This is a genomic window from Rhizobium sp. 62_C5_N11_2 (genome assembly GCF_051811185.1).
GTDB classification, from domain to species: domain Bacteria; phylum Pseudomonadota; class Alphaproteobacteria; order Rhizobiales; family Rhizobiaceae; genus Rhizobium; species Rhizobium leguminosarum.
This window is the reverse complement of record NZ_JBPWPW010000001.1, coordinates 3,800,766-3,824,378: the sequence shown is the minus strand read 5'-3', so window position 1 is coordinate 3,824,378 and position 23,613 is coordinate 3,800,766. Positions and strand designations below refer to the sequence as shown.

Annotated in this window: 23 protein-coding genes; 16 read left to right on the top strand and 7 right to left on the bottom strand. The window is 61.4% G+C overall.

Annotated elements, in window-relative coordinates; translation table 11 throughout:
- Positions 1 to 90 precede the first annotated feature (90 nt).
- The gene (locus AB8B31_RS18900) at positions 91 to 2,001 is read left to right on the top strand and encodes a beta-N-acetylhexosaminidase (protein WP_130759056.1); all 1,911 of its coding nucleotides are present in this window, start codon (positions 91 to 93) and stop codon (positions 1,999 to 2,001) included.
- 51 nt (positions 2,002 to 2,052) lie between these two features.
- On the opposite strand, the gene AB8B31_RS18895 is transcribed toward AB8B31_RS18900, so the two are convergent.
- Complete coding sequence (locus AB8B31_RS18895; protein ID WP_130759055.1) at positions 2,053 to 2,964, bottom strand: ROK family protein; 912 nt, start codon at positions 2,962 to 2,964, stop codon at positions 2,053 to 2,055.
- A gap of 393 nt (positions 2,965 to 3,357) precedes the next feature.
- On the opposite strand from AB8B31_RS18895, the gene AB8B31_RS18890 reads away from it, so the two are divergent.
- The 9 genes from AB8B31_RS18890 to AB8B31_RS18850 all read left to right on the top strand — a co-directional run bounded on the left by AB8B31_RS18890 (position 3,358) and on the right by AB8B31_RS18850 (position 13,294).
- Positions 3,358 to 3,936 carry an exopolysaccharide biosynthesis protein gene (locus AB8B31_RS18890; protein ID WP_026230768.1) on the top strand — a complete coding sequence of 193 codons (579 nt, stop codon included), beginning with the start codon at positions 3,358 to 3,360 and terminating at the stop codon, positions 3,934 to 3,936.
- A 151-nt stretch (positions 3,937 to 4,087) separates the two neighbouring features.
- On the top strand, positions 4,088 to 5,041 hold the full coding sequence (locus AB8B31_RS18885; RefSeq protein WP_018072680.1) for a sugar-binding transcriptional regulator: 954 nt from the start codon (positions 4,088 to 4,090) through the stop codon (positions 5,039 to 5,041).
- Between the two features lie 146 nt (positions 5,042 to 5,187).
- Positions 5,188 to 6,498, top strand: coding sequence for an ABC transporter substrate-binding protein (locus tag AB8B31_RS18880; RefSeq protein WP_166480767.1), 1,311 nt, complete (start codon positions 5,188 to 5,190; stop codon positions 6,496 to 6,498).
- Positions 6,499 to 6,636: 138 nt separating this feature from the next.
- Positions 6,637 to 7,509: a carbohydrate ABC transporter permease gene (locus AB8B31_RS18875; RefSeq protein ID WP_018497491.1), complete on the top strand. Its 873-nt coding sequence runs from the start codon at positions 6,637 to 6,639 to the stop codon at positions 7,507 to 7,509.
- 1 nt (position 7,510) lies between these two features.
- Positions 7,511 to 8,341: a carbohydrate ABC transporter permease gene (locus AB8B31_RS18870; RefSeq protein WP_018072683.1), complete on the top strand. Its 831-nt coding sequence runs from the start codon at positions 7,511 to 7,513 to the stop codon at positions 8,339 to 8,341.
- A gap of 18 nt (positions 8,342 to 8,359) precedes the next feature.
- Positions 8,360 to 9,358, top strand: coding sequence for an ABC transporter ATP-binding protein (locus AB8B31_RS18865; protein WP_166480768.1), 999 nt, complete (start codon positions 8,360 to 8,362; stop codon positions 9,356 to 9,358).
- Between the two features lie 84 nt (positions 9,359 to 9,442).
- On the top strand, positions 9,443 to 10,924 hold the full coding sequence (locus tag AB8B31_RS18860) for a mannitol dehydrogenase family protein (protein WP_166480769.1): 1,482 nt from the start codon (positions 9,443 to 9,445) through the stop codon (positions 10,922 to 10,924).
- A gap of 97 nt (positions 10,925 to 11,021) precedes the next feature.
- Positions 11,022 to 11,711: an HAD family hydrolase gene (locus AB8B31_RS18855; protein WP_166480770.1), complete on the top strand. Its 690-nt coding sequence runs from the start codon at positions 11,022 to 11,024 to the stop codon at positions 11,709 to 11,711.
- Positions 11,711 to 13,294: an FGGY-family carbohydrate kinase gene (locus AB8B31_RS18850; RefSeq protein WP_166480771.1), complete on the top strand. Its 1,584-nt coding sequence runs from the start codon at positions 11,711 to 11,713 to the stop codon at positions 13,292 to 13,294. Before AB8B31_RS18855 ends, AB8B31_RS18850 begins: the two co-directional genes overlap by 1 nt.
- A 27-nt stretch (positions 13,295 to 13,321) precedes the next feature.
- Here AB8B31_RS18850 and AB8B31_RS18845 read toward each other — a convergent pair whose 3' ends face one another.
- On the bottom strand, positions 13,322 to 14,176 hold the full coding sequence (locus AB8B31_RS18845; protein ID WP_018243656.1) for a MurR/RpiR family transcriptional regulator: 855 nt from the start codon (positions 14,174 to 14,176) through the stop codon (positions 13,322 to 13,324).
- 237 nt (positions 14,177 to 14,413) lie between these two features.
- Here AB8B31_RS18845 and AB8B31_RS18840 point away from each other — a divergent pair, with 237 nt between their 5' ends.
- Complete coding sequence (locus tag AB8B31_RS18840; RefSeq protein WP_018243655.1) at positions 14,414 to 15,127, top strand: sulfate transporter family protein; 714 nt, start codon at positions 14,414 to 14,416, stop codon at positions 15,125 to 15,127.
- A 224-nt stretch (positions 15,128 to 15,351) separates the two neighbouring features.
- On the opposite strand, the gene AB8B31_RS18835 is transcribed toward AB8B31_RS18840, so the two are convergent.
- A complete protein-coding gene (locus tag AB8B31_RS18835; protein ID WP_166480772.1) occupies positions 15,352 to 15,777 on the bottom strand; it encodes a VOC family protein in 426 nt (141 codons plus the stop codon).
- A gap of 82 nt (positions 15,778 to 15,859) precedes the next feature.
- Between AB8B31_RS18835 and AB8B31_RS18830 the strand changes: the two genes are divergently transcribed.
- Positions 15,860 to 16,438 carry a TetR/AcrR family transcriptional regulator gene (locus AB8B31_RS18830; protein WP_018243653.1) on the top strand — a complete coding sequence of 193 codons (579 nt, stop codon included), beginning with the start codon at positions 15,860 to 15,862 and terminating at the stop codon, positions 16,436 to 16,438.
- On the opposite strand, the gene nth is transcribed toward AB8B31_RS18830, so the two are convergent.
- Positions 16,403 to 17,209 carry an endonuclease III gene (gene nth / locus AB8B31_RS18825; protein ID WP_018243652.1) on the bottom strand — a complete coding sequence of 269 codons (807 nt, stop codon included), beginning with the start codon at positions 17,207 to 17,209 and terminating at the stop codon, positions 16,403 to 16,405. The genes AB8B31_RS18830 and nth overlap by 36 nt on opposite strands.
- Here nth and AB8B31_RS18820 point away from each other — a divergent pair.
- Both AB8B31_RS18820 and AB8B31_RS18815 read left to right on the top strand, forming a co-directional pair.
- The gene (locus AB8B31_RS18820) at positions 17,208 to 17,705 is read left to right on the top strand and encodes a DUF2244 domain-containing protein (protein WP_128408730.1); all 498 of its coding nucleotides are present in this window, start codon (positions 17,208 to 17,210) and stop codon (positions 17,703 to 17,705) included. The genes nth and AB8B31_RS18820 overlap by 2 nt on opposite strands.
- A gap of 179 nt (positions 17,706 to 17,884) precedes the next feature.
- A complete protein-coding gene (locus AB8B31_RS18815) occupies positions 17,885 to 18,757 on the top strand; it encodes a methylated-DNA--[protein]-cysteine S-methyltransferase (RefSeq protein WP_028733924.1) in 873 nt (290 codons plus the stop codon).
- Positions 18,758 to 18,792: 35 nt separating this feature from the next.
- Here the strand turns inward: AB8B31_RS18815 and AB8B31_RS18810 are convergent, their stop codons facing one another.
- Positions 18,793 to 19,818, bottom strand: a complete 1,026-nt coding sequence (locus AB8B31_RS18810; protein ID WP_065278088.1) for a sugar-binding transcriptional regulator — start codon at positions 19,816 to 19,818, stop codon at positions 18,793 to 18,795.
- 405 nt (positions 19,819 to 20,223) lie between these two features.
- Between AB8B31_RS18810 and tal the strand changes: the two genes are divergently transcribed.
- Both tal and AB8B31_RS18800 read left to right on the top strand, forming a co-directional pair.
- A complete protein-coding gene (tal, locus tag AB8B31_RS18805) occupies positions 20,224 to 21,189 on the top strand; it encodes a transaldolase (protein ID WP_026188531.1) in 966 nt (321 codons plus the stop codon).
- Positions 21,190 to 21,282: 93 nt separating this feature from the next.
- Positions 21,283 to 21,951 carry a DUF1345 domain-containing protein gene (locus AB8B31_RS18800; RefSeq protein ID WP_018243647.1) on the top strand — a complete coding sequence of 223 codons (669 nt, stop codon included), beginning with the start codon at positions 21,283 to 21,285 and terminating at the stop codon, positions 21,949 to 21,951.
- Between the two features lie 53 nt (positions 21,952 to 22,004).
- Here AB8B31_RS18800 and AB8B31_RS18795 read toward each other — a convergent pair whose 3' ends face one another.
- Both AB8B31_RS18795 and AB8B31_RS18790 read right to left on the bottom strand, forming a co-directional pair.
- On the bottom strand, positions 22,005 to 22,805 hold the full coding sequence (locus AB8B31_RS18795) for an anti-sigma factor family protein (RefSeq protein WP_166480773.1): 801 nt from the start codon (positions 22,803 to 22,805) through the stop codon (positions 22,005 to 22,007).
- Complete coding sequence (locus AB8B31_RS18790) at positions 22,802 to 23,557, bottom strand: sigma-70 family RNA polymerase sigma factor (protein ID WP_026230604.1); 756 nt, start codon at positions 23,555 to 23,557, stop codon at positions 22,802 to 22,804. The genes AB8B31_RS18795 and AB8B31_RS18790 overlap by 4 nt, the downstream gene beginning before the upstream one ends.
- Positions 23,558 to 23,613 lie beyond the last annotated feature (56 nt).

The following is a 23,613-nucleotide window of genomic DNA, read 5'->3' as shown; positions in this document are numbered from 1 at the left end:
TCCATTGCCGCCCCGAAAAAGCTAAGCTTGGAATCATGCCGGGAGCCCAGTCGCGATCCCGGTCACTCATCGACAGGGCAAGGTACGATCATGGCCGATTACCATTTGGAAGCAAGCTGGAGCCCGATCGAAGGCAGCTTTGGGCGCCTGACCTTCACGCTGTTCAATCTTTCGGCCGAGCCACTGTCGACATTCTTGCTCGCCTATACATCAGAGACGCGGGTTGCCGACAAACATGTCTGCGATGGCGGCAGCCTCAAGCGGCGGATCGCGCATTTCCATGAATTCCTGCCGCCCGAAGACCTGAGCGTGCCGCCCGGCGGGCGCTGGCGGTTCACCGTCGAGGGGCTGACCAGGGAGCCGAAACATAGGACGGCCGGCGTCAAATCGGCCTATCTGACACTCGGTGACGGGCGCCACGTTCCTGTCGGTTTCGGCGATCTCATGCTCGAAGGCCGAGATGGCGGCGTGGCCTTGCCGCTTCTGCCGCCGGGCCGGGCCGAGGAACCTTACTCGCTGCTGCCCTGGCCGCTGGCGCTCGGGCTGAAGGCGGGAGAGCTGCCGGTTATCCTTTATCCGGCCGAGCGGATGCGGCCCGATGCGGTCAAGGCGCTCTCGCTGGTTCTCGCGCTCTACCAGCGGCTCTATCCGGCCGACAATGTGCCGTTTTCCCTCAGTGCCGTCGAAGGCGGGCGGGCCATTCGTTTCGTCACCGAATCGTCGATCGCCGCCTTTGCCTACGAATTGCGTTTTACGGCACATGAGATCGTGCTTTCGAGTGCGGATGTCGCCGGGCGGCATTACGGGCTGATCAGCCTGGTGCAACTGCTGCACGGCGCCCGCGCCGATCCCGAGCGCTTCAAATTCCCCAATTTCGGCACGATCGCCGACCAGCCGCGTTATGACTGGCGCGGCTGCCATCTCGATGTGTCCAGGCAGTTCTATCCGGTGGCGGACGTCATGCGGCTGATGGATATTCTCGCCTGGAACAAGCTCAACATCTTCCATTGGCACCTGACGGATGACGAAGCGTGGCGGCTGGAGATCAAGGCCTATCCCGCGCTGACGGAGATCGGCGCCCGGCGCGGGCCGGATGAAGTGCTCGTGCCGCAGCTCGGCGACGGGGCGCAAACGCGCTCCGGCCACTACACGCAGGAGGACGCCAGACGGATCGTTGCGCATGCAGCCTCGCTGCATATCGAGGTAGTGCCGGAAATCGATATTCCGGGCCACAGCATGGCGACGCTGTTCTCGCTGCCCGAACTCGTCGACGGGCAGGAGGCGCCGGACAGTTACCGCTCGGTGCAGGGTTATCCGAACAACGCGCTCAATCCGGCGGTGCAATTCACCTATAAATTTCTCGGCAAGGTGTTCGACGAGATGGTGGCGCTGTTCCCCGGCGAATATCTTCATATCGGCGGCGACGAGGTGGCGCATGGCTCCTGGCTGTCCTCGCCGCTCTGCAAGGCACTGATGGAGCGGGAGAAACTTGCCGGCACCGCCGAGCTGCAATCCTATTTCCTGAAACGTATCAAAGCCATGCTGTCGGAACGCGGCAGGAAACTTGCCGGCTGGAACGAGGTCTCGCATGGCGGCGGCGTCGACCGCGACGGCACGCTGCTGATGGCCTGGGAAAAGCCCGCCGTCGGCATCGAGCTGGCACAGGAAGGCTACGACGTGGTGATGACGCCAGGGCAGGCCTATTATCTCGACATGGCGCAGGCTGAGGCCTGGGCCGAGCCCGGCGCCGCCTGGGCGGGCTACGCGCCGCCGGAACACACCTATGCTTACGAGGCCGAGGGCGAGTTGCCGGAGGCGCTGCAGGATAAGATGCGCGGCATCCAGGCCTGCATCTGGACCGAGAACTTCATCTCGCGCGCCTATTTCAACCGGCTGGTTTTTCCGCGTCTCCCGGCGGTCGCCGAGGCTGCCTGGACGCCTTCTGTGCGTAAGGACTGGGATCGCTTCGCCGCGATCGTGCGGATGTGGCCGGTGCTTTAAGGAATCGCAATTCCGGATGGAAAATCGCTTCGCACTTTTCGTGGAATTGCTTCAGGCCGTCTCGGCCTTCAGCCCCAAAAGCGCTGCGCCGATCAGGCCGGGTTCGATGCGGCATTCGCTGCGCACCACCAGTGGGCGATCGAACTTGCGCAGGATGCGGGCGCGCACGGCGTGGTCGAGTTCGGCAAGCAGCGGCTCGACATTGGAAAGCCCGCCGCCGACCGGTACGATGGTCGCGCCGGTGATGTTGATCGTCAGCGCCAAGGGCGAGGCGACGAGATCGACATAGACGTCGATCGTCCGTGTCGCCCTCTCCTCTCCACGGCGCCACTGAGCGATGATCTCCTCGCTGGCAAGGTCGAGATCGTGCAGCGTCTTGTGCAGTCGCTCCAGGCCGCGGGCGCCGCCGACAGTGTCGACGCAGCCCTGCTGGCCGCAGCCGCAGGCATAGGCGGGAATGGCCACAGGCGGATTGCCGGCCGCGGATGCGATGATCGGCCCGTGGCCCCATTCGCCGGCAAAGCCGCCGGCCTCGTTGACGAGGCGCCCGTCGGCAACCAGGCCGCCACCGACGCCGGTGCCGAGGATGGCGCCGAAGACGATGCGGTGGCCGCGGCCGGCGCCGAGACCGGCTTCGGCAATAGCGAAACAGTCGGCATCGTTGGCGATCAGCACAGGCAGGCCGAGTTCGGCTTCGAGATCGGCCGCGAGCGTGCGGTCGTGGATACAGGGAATGTTGGCGCAGATCAGGCGCTGCGTATCGGGATCGACAACGCCGGCGATGGAGAGGGCGATGCCGTTCGGCTGTTCGCCGGTTTCGGCGATGATGTCGCGCAGGGTCTCGACGAAAGCGGCAAAATCATCCCTGGGTGTCGGGCGGCGGCCGAGGGGAACGATGTCTGTCTCGGAACGAGCGATGCCACCCTTGATGGCGGTGCCACCGATGTCGAATGAAATGATCATTGCCACTCTGCCGTTTCTCTGGTCTCCCAGCGTCTGCTTGCATTGTTGGCGGGGAATTTCAAGCGCTCATTCGGCGGGGTGTCGCCGGCTTTAGGGCGTGCCGTGTGCCATCCCCTCTGTTCTGCAGGACATCTCTCCCGCAGGTCGAATAGGCGGACGGTACTCCGTCTTCCATTCCGTCATGGCAAGACGTTGGAGAAATCTGGTGATCCCCAGCCCATCGGCTCCGATCGCAACGGTAATTTCTAACCCCGCAAGTCATTCAATTGGCATATTGCATCGCCAGAATCCGGCCCTACACTTTCATAAACTGTCGGACCCACGACAATCGATACGAGAGAAAACAGTACCATCCGAAGACCACGTCCCAAAGGCCGCCGCCTCTCATCCATTTTGCGGCAGATGGCCGCCGACCACAGCCGCGAACGGATCTCGATCGGCGATCTATTCGACACGATGGGTGACAGGGCGATCAGCGCGTTGATGCTGATCTTCGCGCTTCCGAACGCCTTTCCTACTCCGCCGGGCACCTCGGCCGTGCTCGGGGCGCCATTGATCTTCCTGGCAGCGCAACTGACCTTCGGGCTGAAACCCTGGCTACCGAAGGTGATTGCCAACCGTTCGATGCGCCGGGAGGATTTCGAGACCATTGTCGGCCGCATCCACCGCTGGCTCGCCTGGGCCGAACGCATGCTGAAACCGCGGCTGGCGATCTTCGCCGAACCGCCGGCGGAATATCTGGCCGGGGCGGCATGCCTGCTGCTGTCGATCGTGCTGTTGCTGCCGGTCCCGCTCGGCAATATTCTGCCGGCGATCACGATCTCGGTCTTCGCTTTCGGCATATTGGGCCGTGACGGTCTTTTCGCGCTCATCGGCTTCGTGATGACGGCAGTGTCGCTCGTTATTGCCGGCGGGGTGATTTACGGTCTCGTGAAGGCAGCGATCTATCTCGTCCTGCGATGGCTTGCCTAAGCGGGGGTTTGCCCGAGTGAAGGCGGTTATTTGGCTGGGCTCCCTGCAACAGGCTCGACATTTGCCGGAATTTTGTTTTGATCTGGCGCGATACAGACTCAAATCATGTTCGGCGACGGCGCGCCGGCTCACTTTGCGCGGTAGGCATTAGATGGTAAAAAGATCCGAGACCCCTGCACGGCTCGACGATGCGGCGCGTGCCGGCTGGCTCTACTACGTCGCCGGGCGCACGCAGGACGAAATCGCCGCTGCGATGGGCATCTCGCGGCAATCGGCGCAGCGGCTGGTGTCGCTGGCGGTCGCCGAGCGCCTGATCAAGGTGCGGCTCGATCATCCGATCGCAGCCTGCCTGGAGCTCGGAAGTCAGCTGCGCCGTAAATTCGGGCTGAAACATGTGGAGGTGGTGCCGAGCGATCCCGCGTCGTCGTCGACGACGGTCGGTATCGCCGAGGCAGCGGCGGCCGAGATCGAGCGGTGGCTGAAACGGCCGGAGCCCATCGTACTCGCCATCGGTACCGGCCGCACCTTGAAGGCGGCGGTCGACCAGCTTCCGGCGATCGAATGTCCCAATCACCGCATCGTTTCGCTGACCGGCAATATCGCACCGGACGGATCGGCGGCCTATTACAACGTCATCTTCAGCATGGCCGATGCGGTGAAGGCACGACACTATCCGATGCCGCTGCCGGTGCTCGTCACCTCGGCGGAGGAGCGCGAGTTGCTGCATGGCCAACAGCTGGTGCGCTCGACGCTTAATATGAGCGCCCAGGCCGATGTCACCTTCGTCGGCATCGGCGAGCTCGGCATCGATGGGCCGCTCTGCGTCGACGGTTTTCTCGAGAAGGACGAGATGATGGAGCTGATGCGGGGGGGCGCTGTCGGCGAAATCTGCGGTTGGATCTTTGATGTCGATGGCAGGTTGATCGACAACCCGATCAACGAGCGCGTCGCGTCCGCGCCGATCCCATCCCGCGATGCATCGATGGTCATTGGGCTGGCCAAGGGCAAGCGCAAGTTCAAGGCGATCAGGGCCGCCGTTGTCGGCCATCAAATCAACGCTCTGATCACCGACGAAGAGACTGCTGAGTTTTTGCTCAAGAACTGAGCAAAAAATATTATATTTAAATCAATGGGATGACTATTGCCTTCGGCACTGCAGCAACGATTGCCGATTGACATTCTTTGCTGTTTGTTGAGTAATTGCCCATGAGCGAAGCGAATGCTCACACCCCATCTTCTGGGAGGAAGATTATGACATTGAGAACTTTTCTGCTGGGCGCCTGCTCAGCACTGGCGTTTGCCGGCATGGCTTCGGCCGAAACGCTGACGATCGCGACCGTGAACAACGGCGACATGATCCGGATGCAGAAGCTGACGGATGACTTCAAGGCGAAGAATCCCGGCATCGATCTTGAATGGGTAACCCTCGAAGAAAACGTGCTGCGCCAGAAGGTCACGACCGACATCGCGACCAAGGGCGGCCAGTACGACGTTCTGACGATCGGCACCTATGAAGTTCCGATCTGGGCAAAACAGGACTGGTTGCTGCCGCTCGACAATCTCGGCGCCAACTACGACGTCGACGACCTGCTGCCGGCAATCCGCAGCGGCCTGACTGTAGACGGCAAGCTCTATGCTGCGCCGTTCTATGGTGAAAGCTCGATGGTCATGTACCGCAAGGACCTGTTCGACGCTGCCGGCCTGAAGATGCCCGACGCGCCGACCTGGGACTTCGTCGCCGACGCTGCCCGCAAGATCACCAACAAGGACAAGGAAATCTACGGCATCTGCCTGCGCGGCAAGGCCGGCTGGGGCGAGAACATGGCCTTCCTGACGGCCATGTCCAATTCCTTCGGCGCACGCTGGTTTGACGAGAAGTGGAAGCCGCAGTTCGATCAGCCGGAATGGAAGGACACGCTCGACTTCTACGTCAAGCTGATGAAGGATGCCGGCCCTCCGGGCGCCTCCTCCAACGGCTTCAACGAGAACCTGGCGCTGTTCCAGACCGGCAAGTGCGGCATGTGGATCGACGCAACGGTTGCCGCTTCCTTCGTCGCCGATCCGAAGCAATCGCAGGTCGCCGACAAGGTCGGCTTCGCGCTCGCCCCGGACAAGGGTCTCGGCAAGCGCGGCAACTGGCTCTGGGCCTGGAGCCTGGCCATCCCGGCAGGTACCCAGAAGGCAGAAGCTGCTGAGAAGTTCGTCGCCTGGGCAACCAGCAAGGAATACAGCAACCTCGTCGCCGAGAAGGAAGGTTGGCTGAACGCACCTCCGGGCACCCGCAAATCGCTCTATGCGAATGCGGACTACCAGAAGGCGGCTTCGTTCGCGAAGATGACGCTCGACTCGATCAACGCGGCCGATCCGAGCAAGCCGACCGTCAAGCCGGTCCCCTATGTCGGCGTCCAGTTCGTGGCGATCCCGGAATTCCAGGGCATCGGCACGGCAGTGGGCCAGCAGTTCTCCGCAGCTCTTGCCGGCCAGCTTTCGGTCGACCAGGCCCTGCAGAGCGCCCAGCAGCTGACCACCCGCGAGATGACCAAAGCCGGCTACATTAAATAAAACCTCCTGAGCAAGGGGCGGATCCTTGACAATCCGCCCCTCTGGGTCGCCGATTGCCCGAACTGCATCGGCGGCCTCTTTTTTCAACCAAAGCTGCCTTGCGGCCGCTCCCCGCTTCCGTCCAGATCGGTGATTGCCATGGCAACGTTACATACCCGCTCCGCCGCGCGCCTGATGATTGCGCCCTCCGTGCTGCTGCTGTTTGCGTGGATGATCGTCCCGCTTGTGATGACGATCTATTTCTCGCTGCTGAACTACAATCTGCTCAGCCCCGGCATGGAGAGCTTCGTCGGCTTTCTGAACTACGAATACTTCCTGACGGATCCGGCCTTCTTTGCGGCGCTGATCAATACGCTGCTGCTCGTCGCCGGCGTGTTGCTGATCACCGTCATCGGCGGCATCGCCTTTGCGCTGCTGCTCGACCAGCCGATGTATGGCCAGGGCATCGTGCGCATTCTGGTGATCGCGCCGTTCTTCGTCATGCCGACGGTGGCAGCACTGGTCTGGAAGAACATGTTTATGAACCCGGTCAACGGCCTGTTTGCGCATCTTGCCAAGGCGCTCGGCCTGCAGCCGATCGACTGGCTGGCGAATGCGCCGCTGTTTTCCGTCATTCTGATCGTCGCCTGGCAGTGGCTGCCCTTTGCTACCCTCATCATGCTGACCGCGCTGCAGTCGCTCGACGAGGAGCAGAAGGAAGCCTCCGAAATGGACGGCGCCGGGCCGATCTCGAAGTTCATCTACATCATCCTGCCGCATATGGCGCGTGCCATCACCGTGGTGATCCTGATCCAGACGATCTTCCTGCTTTCGGTCTTTGCCGAAATCCTCGTCACCACCAATGGCGGGCCGGGCACCGACAGCACCAACCTCACCTATCTCGTCTATGCCCAGGCGCTGCTGCAGTTCGATATCGGCGGGGCATCGGCCGGCGGTATCGTGGCTGTTATCCTCGCCAATATCGTCGCGATCTTCCTCGTGCGCCTCGTCGGCAAGAATCTGGAGGCTTGAGATGGCCAGAAAAGTCACAACGCAGCGCAAGCTCATCGTCACCGCGATCGCCTGGACGCTCGGCATCCTGATCTTCTTCCCGATCCTCTGGACGTTTCTGACCAGCTTCAAATCGGAAGCCGACGCCATCGCCTCGCCGCCGCAGTTCCTGTTCTTCCACTGGACGACGGAAAACTACGCCGAGGTTCAGAGCCGGTCGAACTATCTCAGCCACTTCATGAACTCGGTGATCATCTCCTTCGGCTCGACGCTGATCGGCCTGATCATCGCTATTCCCGCCGCCTGGGCGATGGCGTTTTCGCCGACCAAGCGGACCAAGGACGTGCTGATGTGGATGCTGTCGACCAAGATGATGCCACCTGTGGGCGCGCTGATCCCGATCTACCTGCTGTTTCGCAATTCGGGCCTGCTCGACACGCGCACCGGCCTCGTCATCGTGCTGACGCTGATCAACCTGCCGATCATCGTCTGGATGCTCTATACCTACTTCAAGGAAATCCCCGGCGAGATCCTCGAGGCGGCGCGCATGGATGGGGCGTCGCTGATGAAGGAGATCGTCTACGTGCTGACGCCGATGGCGGTGCCCGGCATTGCCTCGACGCTGCTTTTGAACATCATCCTTGCCTGGAACGAGGCGTTCTGGACGCTCAACCTCACCGCCTCGAAGGCGGCGCCGCTGACGGCCTTCATCGCCTCCTATTCCAGCCCCGAGGGCCTGTTTTACGCCAAGCTGTCGGCGGCATCGACGATGGCGATCGCGCCGATCCTGATCCTTGGCTGGTTCAGCCAGAAACAACTCGTCCGCGGCCTGACCTTCGGCGCTGTGAAATAACATAAAAGGGAGAGAAACATGGGCAGCATTACCCTTCAGAAGGTTTCCAAGGTCTTCGGCGAAGCCAAGGTCATCCCTTCGATCGATCTCGACATCAAGGACGGCGAGTTCGTCGTCTTCGTCGGCCCGTCGGGCTGCGGCAAGTCCACGCTGCTCCGGCTGATCGCCGGGCTCGAGGATGTCTCCGGCGGCAAGATCGTCATCGACGGCAGGGACGCCACCGAAAAGGCGCCGTCTGAGCGCGGCCTGGCCATGGTGTTCCAGTCCTATGCGCTTTATCCGCATATGAGCGTGCGCAACAACATCGCCTTCCCGCTGAAGATGGCCGGCGTCGACAAGGCGGAGATCGACCGCAAGGTGAGCGATGCCGCCCGGGTGCTGAACCTCACCGATTATCTCGAACGCAAGCCGCGTCAACTGTCCGGCGGCCAGCGCCAGCGCGTGGCGATCGGTCGCGCCATCGTGCGCCAGCCGTCGGCCTTCCTGTTCGACGAACCGCTGTCGAACCTCGATGCGGCGCTACGCGTCAACATGCGCCTCGAAATCAGCGAGTTGCACCAGCAGCTGAAGACGACGATGGTCTACGTCACCCACGACCAGGTCGAGGCGATGACCATGGCCGACAAGATCGTCGTCTTGAACAGGGGCAATATCGAGCAGGTCGGCTCGCCGCTCGAACTCTATAGCCGCCCCCGCAACCTCTTCGTCGCCGGCTTCATCGGATCGCCCAAGATGAACTTCATCACAAGCCAACACGCCGCCGCGCTCAATGCGCATACCATCGGCGTCCGGCCCGAACATGTGCTGTTGTCGATGGAGAGCGGCGATTGGAAGGGCAGGGTCGTGGTCGCCGAACATCTCGGCTCCGACACCTTCCTGCATATTGATGCCGATGGCATCGGCATGGTGACGGCGCGCGGTAGCGGCGACTTCCCGGCCAAAGCGGGAGACACGGTCTTCCTGACGCCGGACCGTTCGCGTATTCACAAATTCAACGAGGGCGGTCTTGCCATCTGAGGCAGGCGGCCGGGCTGGGGGCAGGCATGCGAGCCGGACAATGGCGCCCGGCCGCTTCCGGAAGACCTTCAAGAGGACTGAAACATGACGTGCAAATTATCGCTGGCAACGCTTTCGGATGTGGCGCGCACTGCCGCCATCCCTGGATATGACAGGGCATCGCTGAAAGCCGGCATCGTGCACTTCGGCGTCGGCAATTTCCACCGTGCCCACCAGGCGATCTATCTCGACGATCTCTTCAACGCCGGCACGGATCACGACTGGGCGATCGTCGGCGCCGGTGTGCTGCCGTCGGATGCCGCCATGCGCGAAAAGCTTGCGGCGCAGGATTTCCTGACGACGGTGGTCGAACAAGACAACAACAAGACGGCGGCGCGCGTCACGGCACCGATGATCGACATCCTGCCGGTCGGAGATGCCACTGCGATCATTGCCAAGCTTGCTGATCCGGAGATCCGCATCGTCTCGATGACGATCACCGAGGGCGGCTATTTCATCGACGCATCTGGCACATTCAATCCGACCCATCCGGCGATCGCCGCCGACGGGCAAAATCCCAACGCGCCGAAAACAGTGTTCGGCCTGATCGTCGCCGGCCTGAAAGCGCGCAAGGACAAGGGCATCGGTCCCTTCACCGTCATGTCCTGCGATAACATTCCCCATAATGGAGTCGTCACCGCCAACGCCGTCGTCGGCACGGCCGCACTTTCGGACCCTGCCTTTGCCGACTGGATCCGGGCGAATGTCGCCTTCCCGAACGGCATGGTCGACCGCATCACCCCGGCGACCAGCCAGCGCGAGGTCGATTTCCTCCGGGACAATTTCCAGATCGAGGACAGTTGGCCGGTCTATTGCGAGGAATTCAAGCAATGGGTGCTCGAGGATAAGTTCACGGCCGGCCGGCCGGCGCTGGAAAAGGTCGGCGTCACCTTCGTCCCCGATGTCACGCCCTACGAGCACATGAAGATCCGCATCCTCAACGGCGGGCATGCCGCGATCGCCTATCCGGCGGCGTTGATGGACATTCATTTCGTTCATGATTCCATGGAAGACCCGCTGATCCGCGCCTTCCTTGCCAAGCTCGAGAAAGACGAGATCATCCCGATCGTGCCGCCGGTGCCGACCACGTCGCTGACGGATTATTTCGCCCTGATCGAACATCGCCTGCTCAATCCGAAGATTGCGGATACCATTCCGCGGCTGGCGCAGGACGGCTCCAACCGCCAGCCGAAATTCATCCTGCCGTCGACGCTCGACAATCTGCGTCAGGGCAGGGACGTCGTCGGCCTGGCGCTGGTTTCAGCTCTCTGGTGCCGCTATTTCGCCGGCAAGTCCGACAGCGGCAAGGATATCGTCTTCAACGATGCGAGCGCAGAGCGCCTGCATGCGGCGGCGCTGAAAGCCAAGGACGACCCGTCGGCCTTCCTCGTCTTCGACGATATATTCGGCGAAGTGGCGAAATCCGAACTTTTCCGCAAGCGTTTCGCTTATGCTCTCAAAACCCTGTGGGAAAAGGGCACGCGGGAGACGCTGCAGCTCTATCTCGACGGCAAGCTCGCAGTGTAAGGAATCCGGATGGCGGTATCTGCTGCCGCCATTCGTCCGGCCTTGCGAGTGACGCGGGACGGTAACGCGTCCGAATTGAACTCAGGTTGGGTCTTCCATGGCTGATGCTGAAATACGGCTGGTCATCTTCGATTGCGATGGCGTACTCGTTGACAGCGAGCCGATCTCGATCAGCGTGCTCGTCGGGGCGATGAACGATCTCGGCGTCTCGATCACCGAGGACCAGGCTTATGAGCGTTTTCTCGGCCGCAGCCTGTCTACTCTCATCGATACGCTGGAAACCGAATTCAACGTTCATGCCGGCGAGGAATTCCTCGAGCGTATCCGCACCGATCTCTACGCCCGTTTTCGCACGGAACTGAAGCCGATCGAGGGTATCGCCGCGACGATCGACGGGCTTGGCCTTCCCTGTTGCGTTGCCTCGTCGAGCCAGATGGAGCGAATCCGGCTGTCGCTGTCGGTGACCGGACTTCTCGACAAACTGCCCGACATCTTCAGCGCGACGATGGTCAAGCGCGGCAAACCGGCGCCTGATCTCTTCCTGCATGCGGCGCGTGAAATGCAGGTCGAGCCTGCTCATTGCCTTGTCGTTGAAGACAGCCCGGCCGGCGTTGCCGCCGCCAAGGCGGCAGGCATGACGGTCTTCGCCTTCACCGGCGGATCACACGCCAACTTCGCCGGATACCGTGCCGAACTCGACCGCCTTTCGCCGGAAGTGGTGTTTGACGCCATGCCGGATTTGATACACCTTGTCCGCAACCATAAGCTGGACGGGACCAAGACTTGATGCGTGATCATGTGGTTGCGGTAGATATCGGCACGGGCAGTGCGCGCGCCGGCGTCTTCGATGCACGTGGCCGACTGCTCGCCAAGGCGGAGCATCCGATCGTGATGAACCGGCCGCGCGAAAACCATGCCGAGCACGATTCCGAAGATATCTGGTCGGCCGCCTGCATGGCAGTGCGCAGGGCGATGGAGCAATCCGGCATCGCCGCCGCCTCGGTCGGAGCGATCGGCTTCGACGCCACCTGTTCGCTCGTCGTCCGTGACGTCGAGGGCCGGCAGCTCAGCGTTTCCACAGGCGGGGAGAGGCGTTTCGACACGATCGTCTGGCTCGACCATCGGGCGCTGAAGGAAGCCGATTTCTGCACGGCGACGCAGCATAGGGTGCTCGAACATTCCGGCCACGTGATGTCGCCGGAAATGGAGATGCCGAAGCTGATGTGGCTGAAGAAGAAGCTGCCCGCCACATGGGAAAAGGCCGGCTACTTCTTCGATCTCGCCGATTTCATGACATGGAAATCGACCGGATCGCCCGCCCGCTCGCGCTGCACGCTGACGGCGAAATGGAACTATCTCGCCCATCTCGAAAAGGGCTGGCAGCAGGATTTCCTGGAACGGATCGGCCTTGAGGACCTTCAGGCGCGCGGCCACCTGCCGGATGAGACCACGCCGGTCGGAGACAGCGTCGGCCGGCTGACGCAGGAAGCGGCGGAAGCGCTGGGGCTGACGACGGACTGCCATGTCGCTGCCGGGATGATCGACGCCTATGCCGGCGCACTCGGCGCGCTCGGCGGCTACGCTGCCGATCTTGTCAAACGCGAGCACCAGCTGGCGCTGATTGCCGGCACGTCGAGCTGCATCGTTACCTTCTCGCGGGAACGTAAGCCGAGCCATGGCATGTGGGGTCCCTATTACGAGGCTGTCTTCCCGCAGTCCTGGCTGGTGGAGGCCGGGCAATCGGCGACCGGCGCGTTGCTCGACCACATCGTGCGCATGCATGCGGCCGGTGGCGAGCCGACGGCAGCGCTGCATCAGAAGATCGTCGCGCGCATCGCGGAATTGCGGGCTGAGGAGGGCGATGACTTCGGTGCGCGGATCTTCGTGCTGCCGGATTTCCATGGCAACCGTTCGCCGCTCGCCGATCCGCATGCCGTCGGCGTCGTCAGCGGGCTGACACTTGATACGTCCTTCGACGGGCTCTGCGCGCTCTATTGGCGGTCTGCGGTGGGGATTGCGCTCGGCATCCGCCATATCCTGGAAATGATGAAGGAATACGGCTACATGCCCGATACGCTGCATATTGCCGGAGGGCATGTGAAGAACCCGGTGCTGATGGAGCTTTATAGTGATGCGACCGGTTGCAAGGTCGTGGTGCCGAGGATGAACGAGGCGGTGCTGCTCGGCACCGCGATCGCAGCATCCGTCGCCTGCGGCTTGTACAAGGATCTGGCGGCGGCCGGCGAGGCGATGTATCCGGGCGGCGACGAACGGCTTCCCGACAAGGCCAAGCAGGCGCTTTACGACCGCGACTACCGCCGTCTTCTCGCCATGCACCGGCACCGCGCCGAACTGGAAACGATGCAATAGACGCCGCCTATGCGCTGGCCTTTTAAATTAGTGGTTTGCCGTCTCGCCGAGGACTGTCGCGAATTCCATCATGCGGCGGCGGCGAAGCGCAGCCTCTTCTCCGACTTGGAGGATGACGGATTCCGACAAGCAATCGAGCAGCGCGATCAGCGGCGGAAGATTATCGAGATCGGGGGCGCGAGCGGGCGGCAAAGGCAGCATGACGTTCGACTGGTCTGCCATCCAGTCCGCTTGCTGCGGCGAAATGAGCACCACCTTATAACCGTAGCGCCGCGCCGTTCTGGCAAGCAGCCGTGCCTTGGCGAAGCGGCGGCAATCGATGATGACAAGCAGCGCGTCGTCGACCGCCAACCGGGCGAAGAGTTCCGCAAAACGGTTGTCGGCGGCGTCGAGGGTGCGCACGCCGTCGCGGGCTTGCGTCAGCCGCTGACAGAAATGATTGGCCAGGCTTGAGAGCCGCGCATGCGTGGCGATCGACACTTCGCGGGCAGTGCTGATCAAGCCGACGGCCTCCGACCAGTGCGCCTGCGCCGTCAGATGATAGATGTGATGGAGGGCCTGGATCTGTTCGGCAACCAGCACGGCGAGCGGTTTACCCTCCGCGGCGTCCGCATGCAGCTCGCTCATAGCGCTCTGCAATTGCGCCGGCGATGTCGTCACGGTCTCGCGAATCTCCACCTTGACGCTGTCCAGTCCCTGATAGCCGAGCGCGCGCAGGAAGCGCCCGACGGTCATCGGCGAAAGATCCAGTCTGTCGGCGACGGACGCAGCCGTCTCGAACGGCAGGTCGTTCAGGTGCTCGGTGAAATATTTCGCGATACGGCGTTCGGCCGGCGTGCCGGTTTTTGCGTATTGCCTGAGTTTGTGCACAAAGTCTTCCACATCAGCCTCCCCCGTCTTCCCTCAGAGGCGTTCCGGGGGTGCGCTGTTGCGCGCCCTTGTCTTTGCAACTATTCTCGGAAGCTGCTTCTCAGGCCCATGCGTATTTTAGATGCCTTACAATATTATATTAGCATTCAGTTTTCGACAAGTTTTCTATTACAGAATGCAATTTTATTCTCTCTTGTCGATGGCCTCCACCTTTCCTACATCTTCGGCGCAACCGGAGACGCCTGAGACATGATTCTTGACGCCGCTCGACTTTCGCTCGCCAATTTGTTCGCATCGGAAACACGTTCTGTCTTCTGGAAGGTGCTCGGCCTGACGATTCTCGTGCTCGTCGGCCTCTGGTTCGCTTTGCGCGGGGCCTTCATGGCCTTCCTCTTTCCCTGGCTCACGGGCTTCTTTCCCGATATGCCGGATTGGGCGGGGTGGCTCGCTTTCCTCTTCGCGATCCTTGCCGGTATCGGCCTTGCGCTGATGCTGGCGCTGCTGCTGTCGCCGGTGACGGCGCTGATCGCCGGCCTGTTTCTCGACGATGTCGCCGATGTCATCGAAAAGCGCGACTATCCCAAGGACGCGCCGGGCACCGCCATGCCGCTCGGTCCGGCGATGGCAAGCTCGATCAAGTTCCTCGGCGTGGTGATCCTCGGCAATATCGTGGCATTGTTGTTGCTGTTTATCCCCGGCGTCAATCTGGTCGCGTTCTTTCTGGTGAATGGCTATCTGCTCGGACGGGAGTTCTTCGAATTCGCCGCTATGCGCTCCCGTTCGCCTGATGAGGCACGGCTCTTCCGCGCCAAGCATGCCTCCACCGTCTTTCTCGGCGGGCTGGTGATCGCCCTCTTTCTGGCGATCCCGATCGTCAATCTGCTGACACCGCTTTTTGCCGCCGGCATGATGGTGCATCTGCACAAACTGGTTTCCGCACGGGATACCGGTTTGCGGACCTAGAGCCTTTTCGGGTTAGATTGAAGCATTCTGTTGGCTCAAACGGAGTCGGCCGGTCGATCAGCCGGCCCGTTTCAGCCAACCCGAAGGGCCGGGCATCTTTCCGTCAGGATCAGAGGCGATCGGCTCGAACGTACCAAGAGGTATGCCCTTCGCCAATCGCCTTTGCCCTGACGAAAACCTGCTCCGGCAGAATGCTTCAATCTAACCCGGAAAGGCTCTAAGGCTCAACCAGGCAGGGCGGAGAAGTCGTACATCGCCGCAAATTCAGCGCTCGGCGGGATCGGCTTGATGATGTCGATCAGCACACCGTTCGGATCGGCAGTGATGAAATGCCGCTGGCCGAAATCCTCGTCGCGGATTTCTCTCAGAATTGGCAGGCCGGCGCTCCGGCAGGCTGCATAGATTGCATCGACATCGGCGACCTCGAAATTGAGGAGCAGGCCAGACACCTTGCCGCGGGCTATAGTCGGGATGGTCTCGTGGCTGTTGTCAAGGATGGCAAGCGCGATGTGCTCATTCTCTGCCGATTGCAGGTGAACGTACCAGTCGCTCTCGAACAGAGCTTTGAAGCCGAAATGCGTACAATAGAAGCTGCCGGTGCCGGCAACGTCGTCGGTCATGATGACAGGATAATAGCTCGTCGATTTCATCTCTTTTCCTCCTTTGCATTTACATACAATCTGTATGTTTTTGCCTATTAACATACATTCAGTTTGTATGTAAAGAGAGCGTATGAGCCGCAGCAATCGCGAGAGAACGGAACAGACGAGACAGGCGCTGATCGACGCCGGTCGGCGCCTCTTCGTCGAGAAAGGTTATGCCGAAACCGCGACGCCGGAGATCGTGGCGGCGGCGGGAGTGACGCGTGGCGCGCTCTATCATCATTTTGAAGACAAGAAGGCGCTTTTTCGCGCGGTTATCGAATGCGAGGCGAAAGCGGTGGGCGAGGCCATCGAGGCGCGCTCGGCGTCTTACGACGCGCCGCGTGCCACGCTGATCGCCGGTGCCTCGGCCTATTTCGATGCGATGAGGGCGGAAGGGCGCACGCGGCTGCTGCTGATCGAGGCACCTGCCGTTCTCGGCTTGTCGGCGACCGCGGCGATCGATGCAGAGAATGCGGAAGCGACGCTGCGGGCAGGGCTTGCAGCCATGCTTCCGAAGGCCGGCGCTATGCTCGAACCGCTGACGTCGCTGCTATCGGCGGCCTTCGATCGCGCGGCGATCGCGATCGAGGCGGGCGCTGAGAGGCGGCATTACGAACAGGCGATCGCTGTTCTACTCGACGGCCTCGCCGATCATCTGTGGCGGTAGCTCGACGAGCGGCGCCGGCACATCCCAACTCTTCTCCGGCGATTTGCAGAGATCGGCAATGACGCAACGCTCGCATTCGGGCCGGCGCGCCTTGCAGGTGTAGCGACCATGCAAGATCAGCCAGTGATGGGCGTGATAGAGGTAATGCTTCGGGATCACCTTCATCAGCCGCGCCTCGACCTCGTCTGGCGTCTTACCGGGGGCAAGCCTGATGCGATTGGCGATGCGGAAGATGTGCGTATCGACGGCCATCGTCGCCTGGCCGAAGGCCATGGACAGCACGACATTGGCGGTCTTGCGGCCGACGCCCGGCAATCTCACCAGTTCGTCGCGCGTCTCCGGCACCTTGCCGCCGAATTGGTCGACCAGCATCTGTGAGAGCGCGATAACGTTTTTCGCCTTGTTGCGGTAGAGGCCGATCGTCCTGATGTAATCGCGCAGCCGCTCCTCGCCGAGATCGAGCATCTTTTCCGGCGTATCGGCAACCTTGAAGAGCGCGCGCGTCGCCTTGTTGACGCCGACATCGGTCGCTTGCGCCGAAAGCGCGACGGCGACGACGAGCGTGAAGGGGTTGGTGTGCTCGAGCTCGCCCCTCGGTTCCGGCCGCTGCACCGAGAAGCGACGGAAGATTTCCTCTCGCTCGGCCAGTGAATAGGCGGTGCGCACCGCTGCCGCCGATTTGCGGCTGACGATCACTTTCGTATCCTGAGGCGTCTTGGTAACGGATTTGAGTTTCGGATTTGCCATGGAAACTCTATACTCAGCAGCCATGATGGAAAGCAACGCCGACAGCTCCAACGAGCAGCCTGTTTTCGCTGCCGAACTCTTTCCCCACCGGTCACTTGGCCGCCGGGGCTTCAAGGTGCTGCTTGCCCTGTCCGGTGCGGTCTGCTTCCTCTACGGCATGTTCTTCATCGCGACAGGCGCCTGGCCGATAGGCTTCTTCTTCGGACTGGATTTCGTGCTTCTCTACGGCGCCTTCTGGCTGAATTACCGCTCCGGAAAAGCGCGCGAACAGGTGACGGTGTCGCGTGTGGACGTGTCGGTGCGCAAGTTTACGCCATCGGGACGGATGGTAGAGCATCATTTCAATCCGTTCTGGGCACGCTTCCTCGTTCGCCGGCACCAGGAGATCGGCATTCTTTCCATGCATATCTTCGGTGAGGGCCGGCGCACGGATATCGGCTCCTTCCTCAATCCCGACGATCGCGAAAGCTTCGCCAAGGCCTTCAAGGGAGCACTGGCGACGGTCAAGCAGCGGATCTGAGCTAGAGCGGTTCAGCTTTTCACGGAAGCGCAGAACCGCTCTAGCTTTTGCTTTTACGCAATTCCGGACGGAAAACCGCTTCGCACTTTTCCTGGAATTGCTCTATCCAGCGGCTACGCAAGAATCGGGTGGTTTGCTCACCCCCTATTGACTATCTCCTTGTGACAAGGAGAAAGACGATGAATATGATTGCCAACCTGCAGACAGACATCACGCCTGACGGCCCTGATTATGACATTGTCCGTCGGGTAATCGAACTCATCACCGAGGATTACCGCGACCAGCCTTCGCTGGAGGCGATCGCGGCGCGGCTCAACCAGTCGCCGACCCAGCTGCAGAAGACCTTCACCCGGTGGGCCGGCCTGTCGCCCAAGGGCTTCCTGCAGGCGGTGACGCTCGACCACGCCAAGCGATTGCTGCGTGGGGAAGACATGCCGTTGCTCGAGACCTCGATTGAGGTCGGTCTCTCCGGGCCGAGCCGCCTGCACGACCTCTTCGTCACGCATGAGGCGATGTCGCCCGGAGAATGGAAGGCGAAGGGCGGTGGTCTCACCATCCGCTACGGCTTCCACATCTGCCCCTTCGGCGTGGCGTTGATCATGGTGACCGACCGCGGCCTTGCCGGCCTTGCCTTCAGCGATTCCGGCGACGAGCGGGCCTGCCTCGAGGATATGACTTGCCGCTGGCCGAATGCCGAATATGTCGAAGACCTGCAGGCGACGGTTCCCTATGCCGCCCGCATCTTCGAGCCCGGCAAATGGTCCTCGGACCAGCCGCTGCGTGTCGTGTTGATCGGCACGGACTTCCAGGTGCGCGTCTGGCAGAGCCTGTTGAAAATCCCGTTCGGCAAGGCGGTCACCTATTCCGATATCGCCAACGATATCGGCCGGCCGACGGCGCAACGCGCCGTTGGTGCGGCGGTCGGGGCAAACCCGATCTCCTTCGTGGTGCCCTGCCATCGGGCGCTTGGCAAGAATGGCGCGCTGACGGGCTACCATTGGGGCCTCACCCGCAAACGGGCGATGCTCGGCTGGGAATCGGCGCACGCCTGAGCGGGTTTCCTGGGCGGAGGCGGGTCGTTCGCCGCTTATCGCTCCGGCAGTTCTCCCTGCTGGGGAGAAGTGGCAGACGGTGATGTCTCGGCCAGTTCCAGCAATGCCCGGGCAGCACTTTCGTCGGTGATCAGCGTGTTGCAGCCGATGCGCTTGATCGTCGCACGGATTGCCACGGCCCGATGGGCGCCGCCGGAGGAGAGCACGATGTGCTTGGCCTCCTTCAGCGTGTCGAGATCGACGGACATGACGCGCCGATTGATCGAATGGTCAACCGAATTGCCGTCCTTGTCGAGGAAGTTGAACATCGTGTCGCAGACGCAGCCGGCATCGATCAATTGTTGCAACTCGGCCTTTGATATCCAGCCCTCCGACAGCGAGGTCGAATGCGGGCCGATATCGCCGCAGCTGACGATCGCCAGATCGAGGTTCTCGGCGAGGCGATAGATCGTGTCCAGCCCGCATTTCTCGATCAGATTCCGCTTGGTCTCGATGGAATCGACGAGAAGCGGCGCCAGGAACATGTAGCATTCGGCGCCGAGCTGGTTTGCCAGCCGCCATGTGTAATCGATCGGGTTCGTCTGGTGCACGGCGACGATGCCGCCGAGCAGCGAGACGACCTTGCAATTGGCGCGGCGCGGCGGCCGGAAGCTCGACAGCGAGGCGGTCATGGTGCGGCCCCAGCCGACGCCGATGGTATAGTCGTCGGGGATGGCTTCGGAGAGGAACTGGCCAAGCGCCAGGCCGACATTTTTAGCCAGCGAATTGACGTCACCATTGACCGGCGCAGGGACGACAATCGCCTCGTCGAGGCCATAGGCACGCTCCAGCTTCACCGAAAGTTCAACGCAGTCCCCGATCGAATCGTTGATCCAGATCTGGACTTCGCTGCGCTTCATCGCCTCGTCGAGCAGGCGGATCACCGTCGTGCGGCTGATGCCGAGCTGTTCGGCGACGTCCTTCTGGGTCAGGCCCTCGTTGTAATAGAGCCATGCCGCCCTTAGCCGCAGCGAGGATGCCTCCGAATAGGCCGTGTGCGTGCCGCGTTTGAGCTTGACCACATCTCCTCCGCACGATTTCCTGCCCTAGATCCCTCATGGGATGAAAGGCCTTAGCGACGCTTTTGTTGCCGGGGATAATGACGGGTGTGAAACTTATGTCAATTGAATTGCACAAATGTCCTTGACTTTTCGTTAGGCGAATGGCGATAGTCCGGGTGACACACGTCGTTCTTGTCCGTCCGAGGAGGACATAGTGCGGGCATGCCGAAAGTCACGGCCGGCCTTCCAGCCGCAAGCGGCATCGCTTGCGTCCGGGAACATGGCTACTGTCCTTCACGTTTATGAATCATCCGTGACGGATGCGCGCATTTTCGCCTGCAGCATGCAAACAACCTGTCGGTAGATCACCTTTGCCCGGCGGAACTCGCGCCGGTCGCAGCCCAAGTTCAACAAGGATTATTGACCATGACATCCAAGCTTGACCAACTCCGCGAGATTACCACCGTGGTCGCCGATACCGGCGACATCGAGGCCGTCGCACGCCTGAAGCCTGTAGATTGCACGACGAACCCGAGCATCGTGCTCAAGGCTCTCGGCACGCCGATGTTTGCTGACGCCATCAAGGAAGCCGTCGCCTGGGGCAAGAAACAGGGCGGCAATCCCGAAGCCGTTTCATCAGCCGTCGCCGATCGTCTCGCCATCTCCGTCGGCGCAGCCCTGGTGAAGCTCGTCCCAGGCCGCGTCTCGACCGAAGTCGATGCCGATCTTTCCTTCGATACCGAGGCTTCGCTTGCCAAGGCGCGCGCAATCATCGCCGCCTACAAGGATCGCGGCATCGGCCAGGACCGCATCCTCATCAAGCTCGCTTCCACCTGGGAAGGCATCCGCGCTGCGGAAGTCCTGCAGAAGGAGGGCATCGACTGCAACCTGACGCTTCTTTTCAGCAAGGCCCAGGCGATCGCTTGCGCCGACGCCAAAGTGTTCCTGATCTCGCCCTTCGTCGGCCGCATACTCGACTGGTACAAGAAGTCGACCGGCAAGGACTACACTGCCGAGGAAGATCCGGGCGTCATCTCCGTCCGTGAAATCTACAACTACTACAAGGCGAACGACATTAAGACGATCGTCATGGGCGCCTCCTTCCGCAGCGCCGGCGAAATCGAAGCCCTTGCCGGCTGCGACCGCCTGACCATCAGCCCGAACCTGCTCGACGAACTGGCCAAGGATGAAGGCAAGCTGGAGCGCAAGCTCTTGCCGGACAGCCGCAAGCCGGATCCGAAGGTCTCGGTCGACGAGAAGACCTTCCGCTGGATGATGAACGAAGATGCGATGGCGACGGAAAAACTCGCCGAAGGCATCCGCGCCTTCGCCAAGGATCTGGGAACGTTGCGCACCATGGTGCAGAAGGAACTGCAGCTCGCCGCCGCCTGATAAGGCACGGCATGCAATCGGAGGCGCGGCTGCCGGCTGGCAGGCGCGCCTTTTTCGTGGTGTTATCAAGGGCATATGCTGTCGGAGACCGATATGGCGGATGAGGAACGAGCAAATTCGCTGGCGGCATTTGCCTACAAGCATGCGAGCTTCATCATCGCCGCCCTTGCCGGACTGGTGGTCTTCCTGCTTCTGACGTCGCGCGACGTCAGCGCCGGCAACATCCTGTTCGGCTGGAATGTCAGCGCCGGCGTTTTTGTGGCTCTCAGCTGGCGCAAGATGCTGCGGGCGACGGTCGAAAGCATCCGGAAACGCTCCGCGGATCTCGACTTCTCCGACACCGTCCTCTTGGCTCTTTCGATCGGTGCGGCACTTGCCAGCATCGCCGGCATCGGCCTTGAGCTCCACTCGATCAAGGAGGCGGCACCTGACGTCGCGCTGGCACGGGCAGGTGCCGCGGTTCTGACGATCCTGATCTCCTGGATCTTCCTGCATACGCTCTTCACCATCCACTATGCCCATTATTTCTATGGCGGGGCGGACGAGGAGGGCGGGCTCAAGTTTCCTGACGGGATCGAAGAGCCCGGTTACTGGGATTTCCTCTATTTCTCCTTCACCATCGGCGTTGCCGCGCAGACGGCGGATGTCGCGGTCAGTTCGACCAGCATGCGCAAGCTGACGCTGTTGCATGCCGTGCTATCGTTTCTGTTCAATACGACGATCCTGGCACTGGCGATCAATGTCGGGGCGAGCCTGCTTTAGACATCAAAAAGCAGAACACGATGCCATCCGAAAACCGCTCACACTTTTAGGCATCATGCTCTCGCCGCCGCCCTGAAGAAGGACTCGAACTCGGCCAGGTCGCCGGCGGCGACATCCGAAATCGCCCAGAACACGAGCCCGCCATCCGACCATTGCGTCATGTTGTAGCCGTCATGCACCGTCGTCGTCTGCGCGGCCGATGCCGCCGGCCAGATGAACAGGTTGATGACATGGCCATGGCGCCGGTAGACGAGGGCCGCAACGGCGCGATCACCGATATAGTCGACACGTCCGCCGACCAGCGGAAAGCCATCCTTGGCGAGATCGCTGACCGGCGGCGAGAAATCGATCTTGCCGTTGAACCAAGGTTTTACTGTATGCTGATCCGAGGTCAGCACGTCGGTCAGATGATCGGCCATCATCGACCTGACATGGCTTGCCATGATCTGGTCCTGCAAAAGCACGGTCTGCGACGGCGCGTTGACAAATAGGATGGCGCCTGCCGCCAGGACGGCGAGCGAAGGCACGAAGCTCCATTGCCGAATGAAATCCAAGGCACGGCGCCAGACAGGCGCCTGGCGCGGCGGGGACAGGCTGGACGCCGCCGCTGCCTGTTCGAATGACAACATCGACAGGACCTGCGAACGCAGTGCCTCCGGCGGTCGCCACTTGACGCCATCCTGATCGATGATCTCTCTCACGGCACGGACCCTTTCCATCTCCGCCCTGCAATGCGCGCAGGTGGCAAGATGATCCTCGAATTGCGCTGCATGGGCGGAATCCAGCTGGCCATCGACAAAGCCGTGCAGCATGACGCGCCATTCCGGGCAGCTTTTCCGTTGGGCTTCACTCATCCTGCGGTCTCGCTCTTGTTGCATGCATCCCAGGCTTCGCCAAAGTCACGCCGCGCCCTGGCAAGCCGCGACATGACAGTGCCAATCGGCGCATCGATGATCTCGGCGATCTGCCGGTAGGAGAGATCCTCAAGCTCGCGCAAGACAAGAATTTCCCGCATCGCCTCGGGCAACCGGCTGATAACAGCGCGCACGCGCTGCTGCTCGCTTCGCCGGATCGTTTCTGTCTCCGGCGAATCCTCCTCCGAGGCGATCTGGTACTCACCACCCTCATCAGGGTCAGCGTAGCCATCATTGCCCATAGGCTGCTCGAACCGCGCCTTGCGGCGATCCTGCTGGCGCCAGACATGGCAGCAGTTCCTCACGATGGCAAAGAGCCACGCGCGCGGATCGCCGCCACGATAGGTTTCGAAATTGCGGTAGGCGCGCAAGAACGCTTCCTGCACAATATCCTGTGCGGCATCTGCGTCGCGGCTGAGGAAGCGGGCAAAATTATAGGCCGCGTCAAGATGCGGAACGATCATGTCCTGAAAGCGCTGCATGAACTCGTGCTGCATGGTCGCATCCGCCGTCGAAGCGATCGGATCGCTGCTCGATTTTTCCGAGACCATGAGGTGCAATAGTCGGCCCACGCCGCCGAGAAACTCCGCTAGCGGTGATGGCCGAATGCGGGTTCTTGACGCGTGCCGGGCCAACAGCAGCGTCCAATCGGTCGATCCGACGGGACAGGTGATCTGAGCGTTTGTCATCATCCTCCCTGCCTCAACAGCAGCCGAATTTAGGCGTGAGACCGGCAGGCATGCAATGC

What these genes read in the sequence shown, in the direction of transcription:
- AB8B31_RS18885 (WP_018072680.1), top strand. Translation starts at nt 4,088, where the DNA reads ATGGTAAAAAGATCCGAGACCCCTGCACGGCTCGACGATGCGGCGCGT.
- AB8B31_RS18865 (WP_166480768.1), top strand. Translation starts at nt 8,360, where the DNA reads ATGGGCAGCATTACCCTTCAGAAGGTTTCCAAGGTCTTCGGCGAAGCC.
- AB8B31_RS18835 (WP_166480772.1), bottom strand. Translation starts at nt 15,777, where the DNA reads ATGAAATCGACGAGCTATTATCCTGTCATCATGACCGACGACGTTGCC.
- AB8B31_RS18900 (WP_130759056.1), top strand. Translation starts at nt 91, where the DNA reads ATGGCCGATTACCATTTGGAAGCAAGCTGGAGCCCGATCGAAGGCAGC.
- AB8B31_RS18790 (WP_026230604.1), bottom strand. Translation starts at nt 23,557, where the DNA reads ATGATGACAAACGCTCAGATCACCTGTCCCGTCGGATCGACCGATTGG.
- AB8B31_RS18820 (WP_128408730.1), top strand. Translation starts at nt 17,208, where the DNA reads ATGATGGAAAGCAACGCCGACAGCTCCAACGAGCAGCCTGTTTTCGCT.
- tal (WP_026188531.1), top strand. Translation starts at nt 20,224, where the DNA reads ATGACATCCAAGCTTGACCAACTCCGCGAGATTACCACCGTGGTCGCC.
- nth (WP_018243652.1), bottom strand. Translation starts at nt 17,209, where the DNA reads ATGGCTGCTGAGTATAGAGTTTCCATGGCAAATCCGAAACTCAAATCC.
- AB8B31_RS18875 (WP_018497491.1), top strand. Translation starts at nt 6,637, where the DNA reads ATGGCAACGTTACATACCCGCTCCGCCGCGCGCCTGATGATTGCGCCC.
- AB8B31_RS18800 (WP_018243647.1), top strand. Translation starts at nt 21,283, where the DNA reads ATGGCGGATGAGGAACGAGCAAATTCGCTGGCGGCATTTGCCTACAAG.
- AB8B31_RS18860 (WP_166480769.1), top strand. Translation starts at nt 9,443, where the DNA reads ATGACGTGCAAATTATCGCTGGCAACGCTTTCGGATGTGGCGCGCACT.
- AB8B31_RS18855 (WP_166480770.1), top strand. Translation starts at nt 11,022, where the DNA reads ATGGCTGATGCTGAAATACGGCTGGTCATCTTCGATTGCGATGGCGTA.
- AB8B31_RS18895 (WP_130759055.1), bottom strand. Translation starts at nt 2,964, where the DNA reads ATGATCATTTCATTCGACATCGGTGGCACCGCCATCAAGGGTGGCATC.
- AB8B31_RS18830 (WP_018243653.1), top strand. Translation starts at nt 15,860, where the DNA reads ATGAGCCGCAGCAATCGCGAGAGAACGGAACAGACGAGACAGGCGCTG.
- AB8B31_RS18815 (WP_028733924.1), top strand. Translation starts at nt 17,885, where the DNA reads ATGAATATGATTGCCAACCTGCAGACAGACATCACGCCTGACGGCCCT.
- AB8B31_RS18870 (WP_018072683.1), top strand. Translation starts at nt 7,511, where the DNA reads ATGGCCAGAAAAGTCACAACGCAGCGCAAGCTCATCGTCACCGCGATC.
- AB8B31_RS18850 (WP_166480771.1), top strand. Translation starts at nt 11,711, where the DNA reads ATGCGTGATCATGTGGTTGCGGTAGATATCGGCACGGGCAGTGCGCGC.
- AB8B31_RS18840 (WP_018243655.1), top strand. Translation starts at nt 14,414, where the DNA reads ATGATTCTTGACGCCGCTCGACTTTCGCTCGCCAATTTGTTCGCATCG.
- AB8B31_RS18880 (WP_166480767.1), top strand. Translation starts at nt 5,188, where the DNA reads ATGACATTGAGAACTTTTCTGCTGGGCGCCTGCTCAGCACTGGCGTTT.
- AB8B31_RS18795 (WP_166480773.1), bottom strand. Translation starts at nt 22,805, where the DNA reads ATGAGTGAAGCCCAACGGAAAAGCTGCCCGGAATGGCGCGTCATGCTG.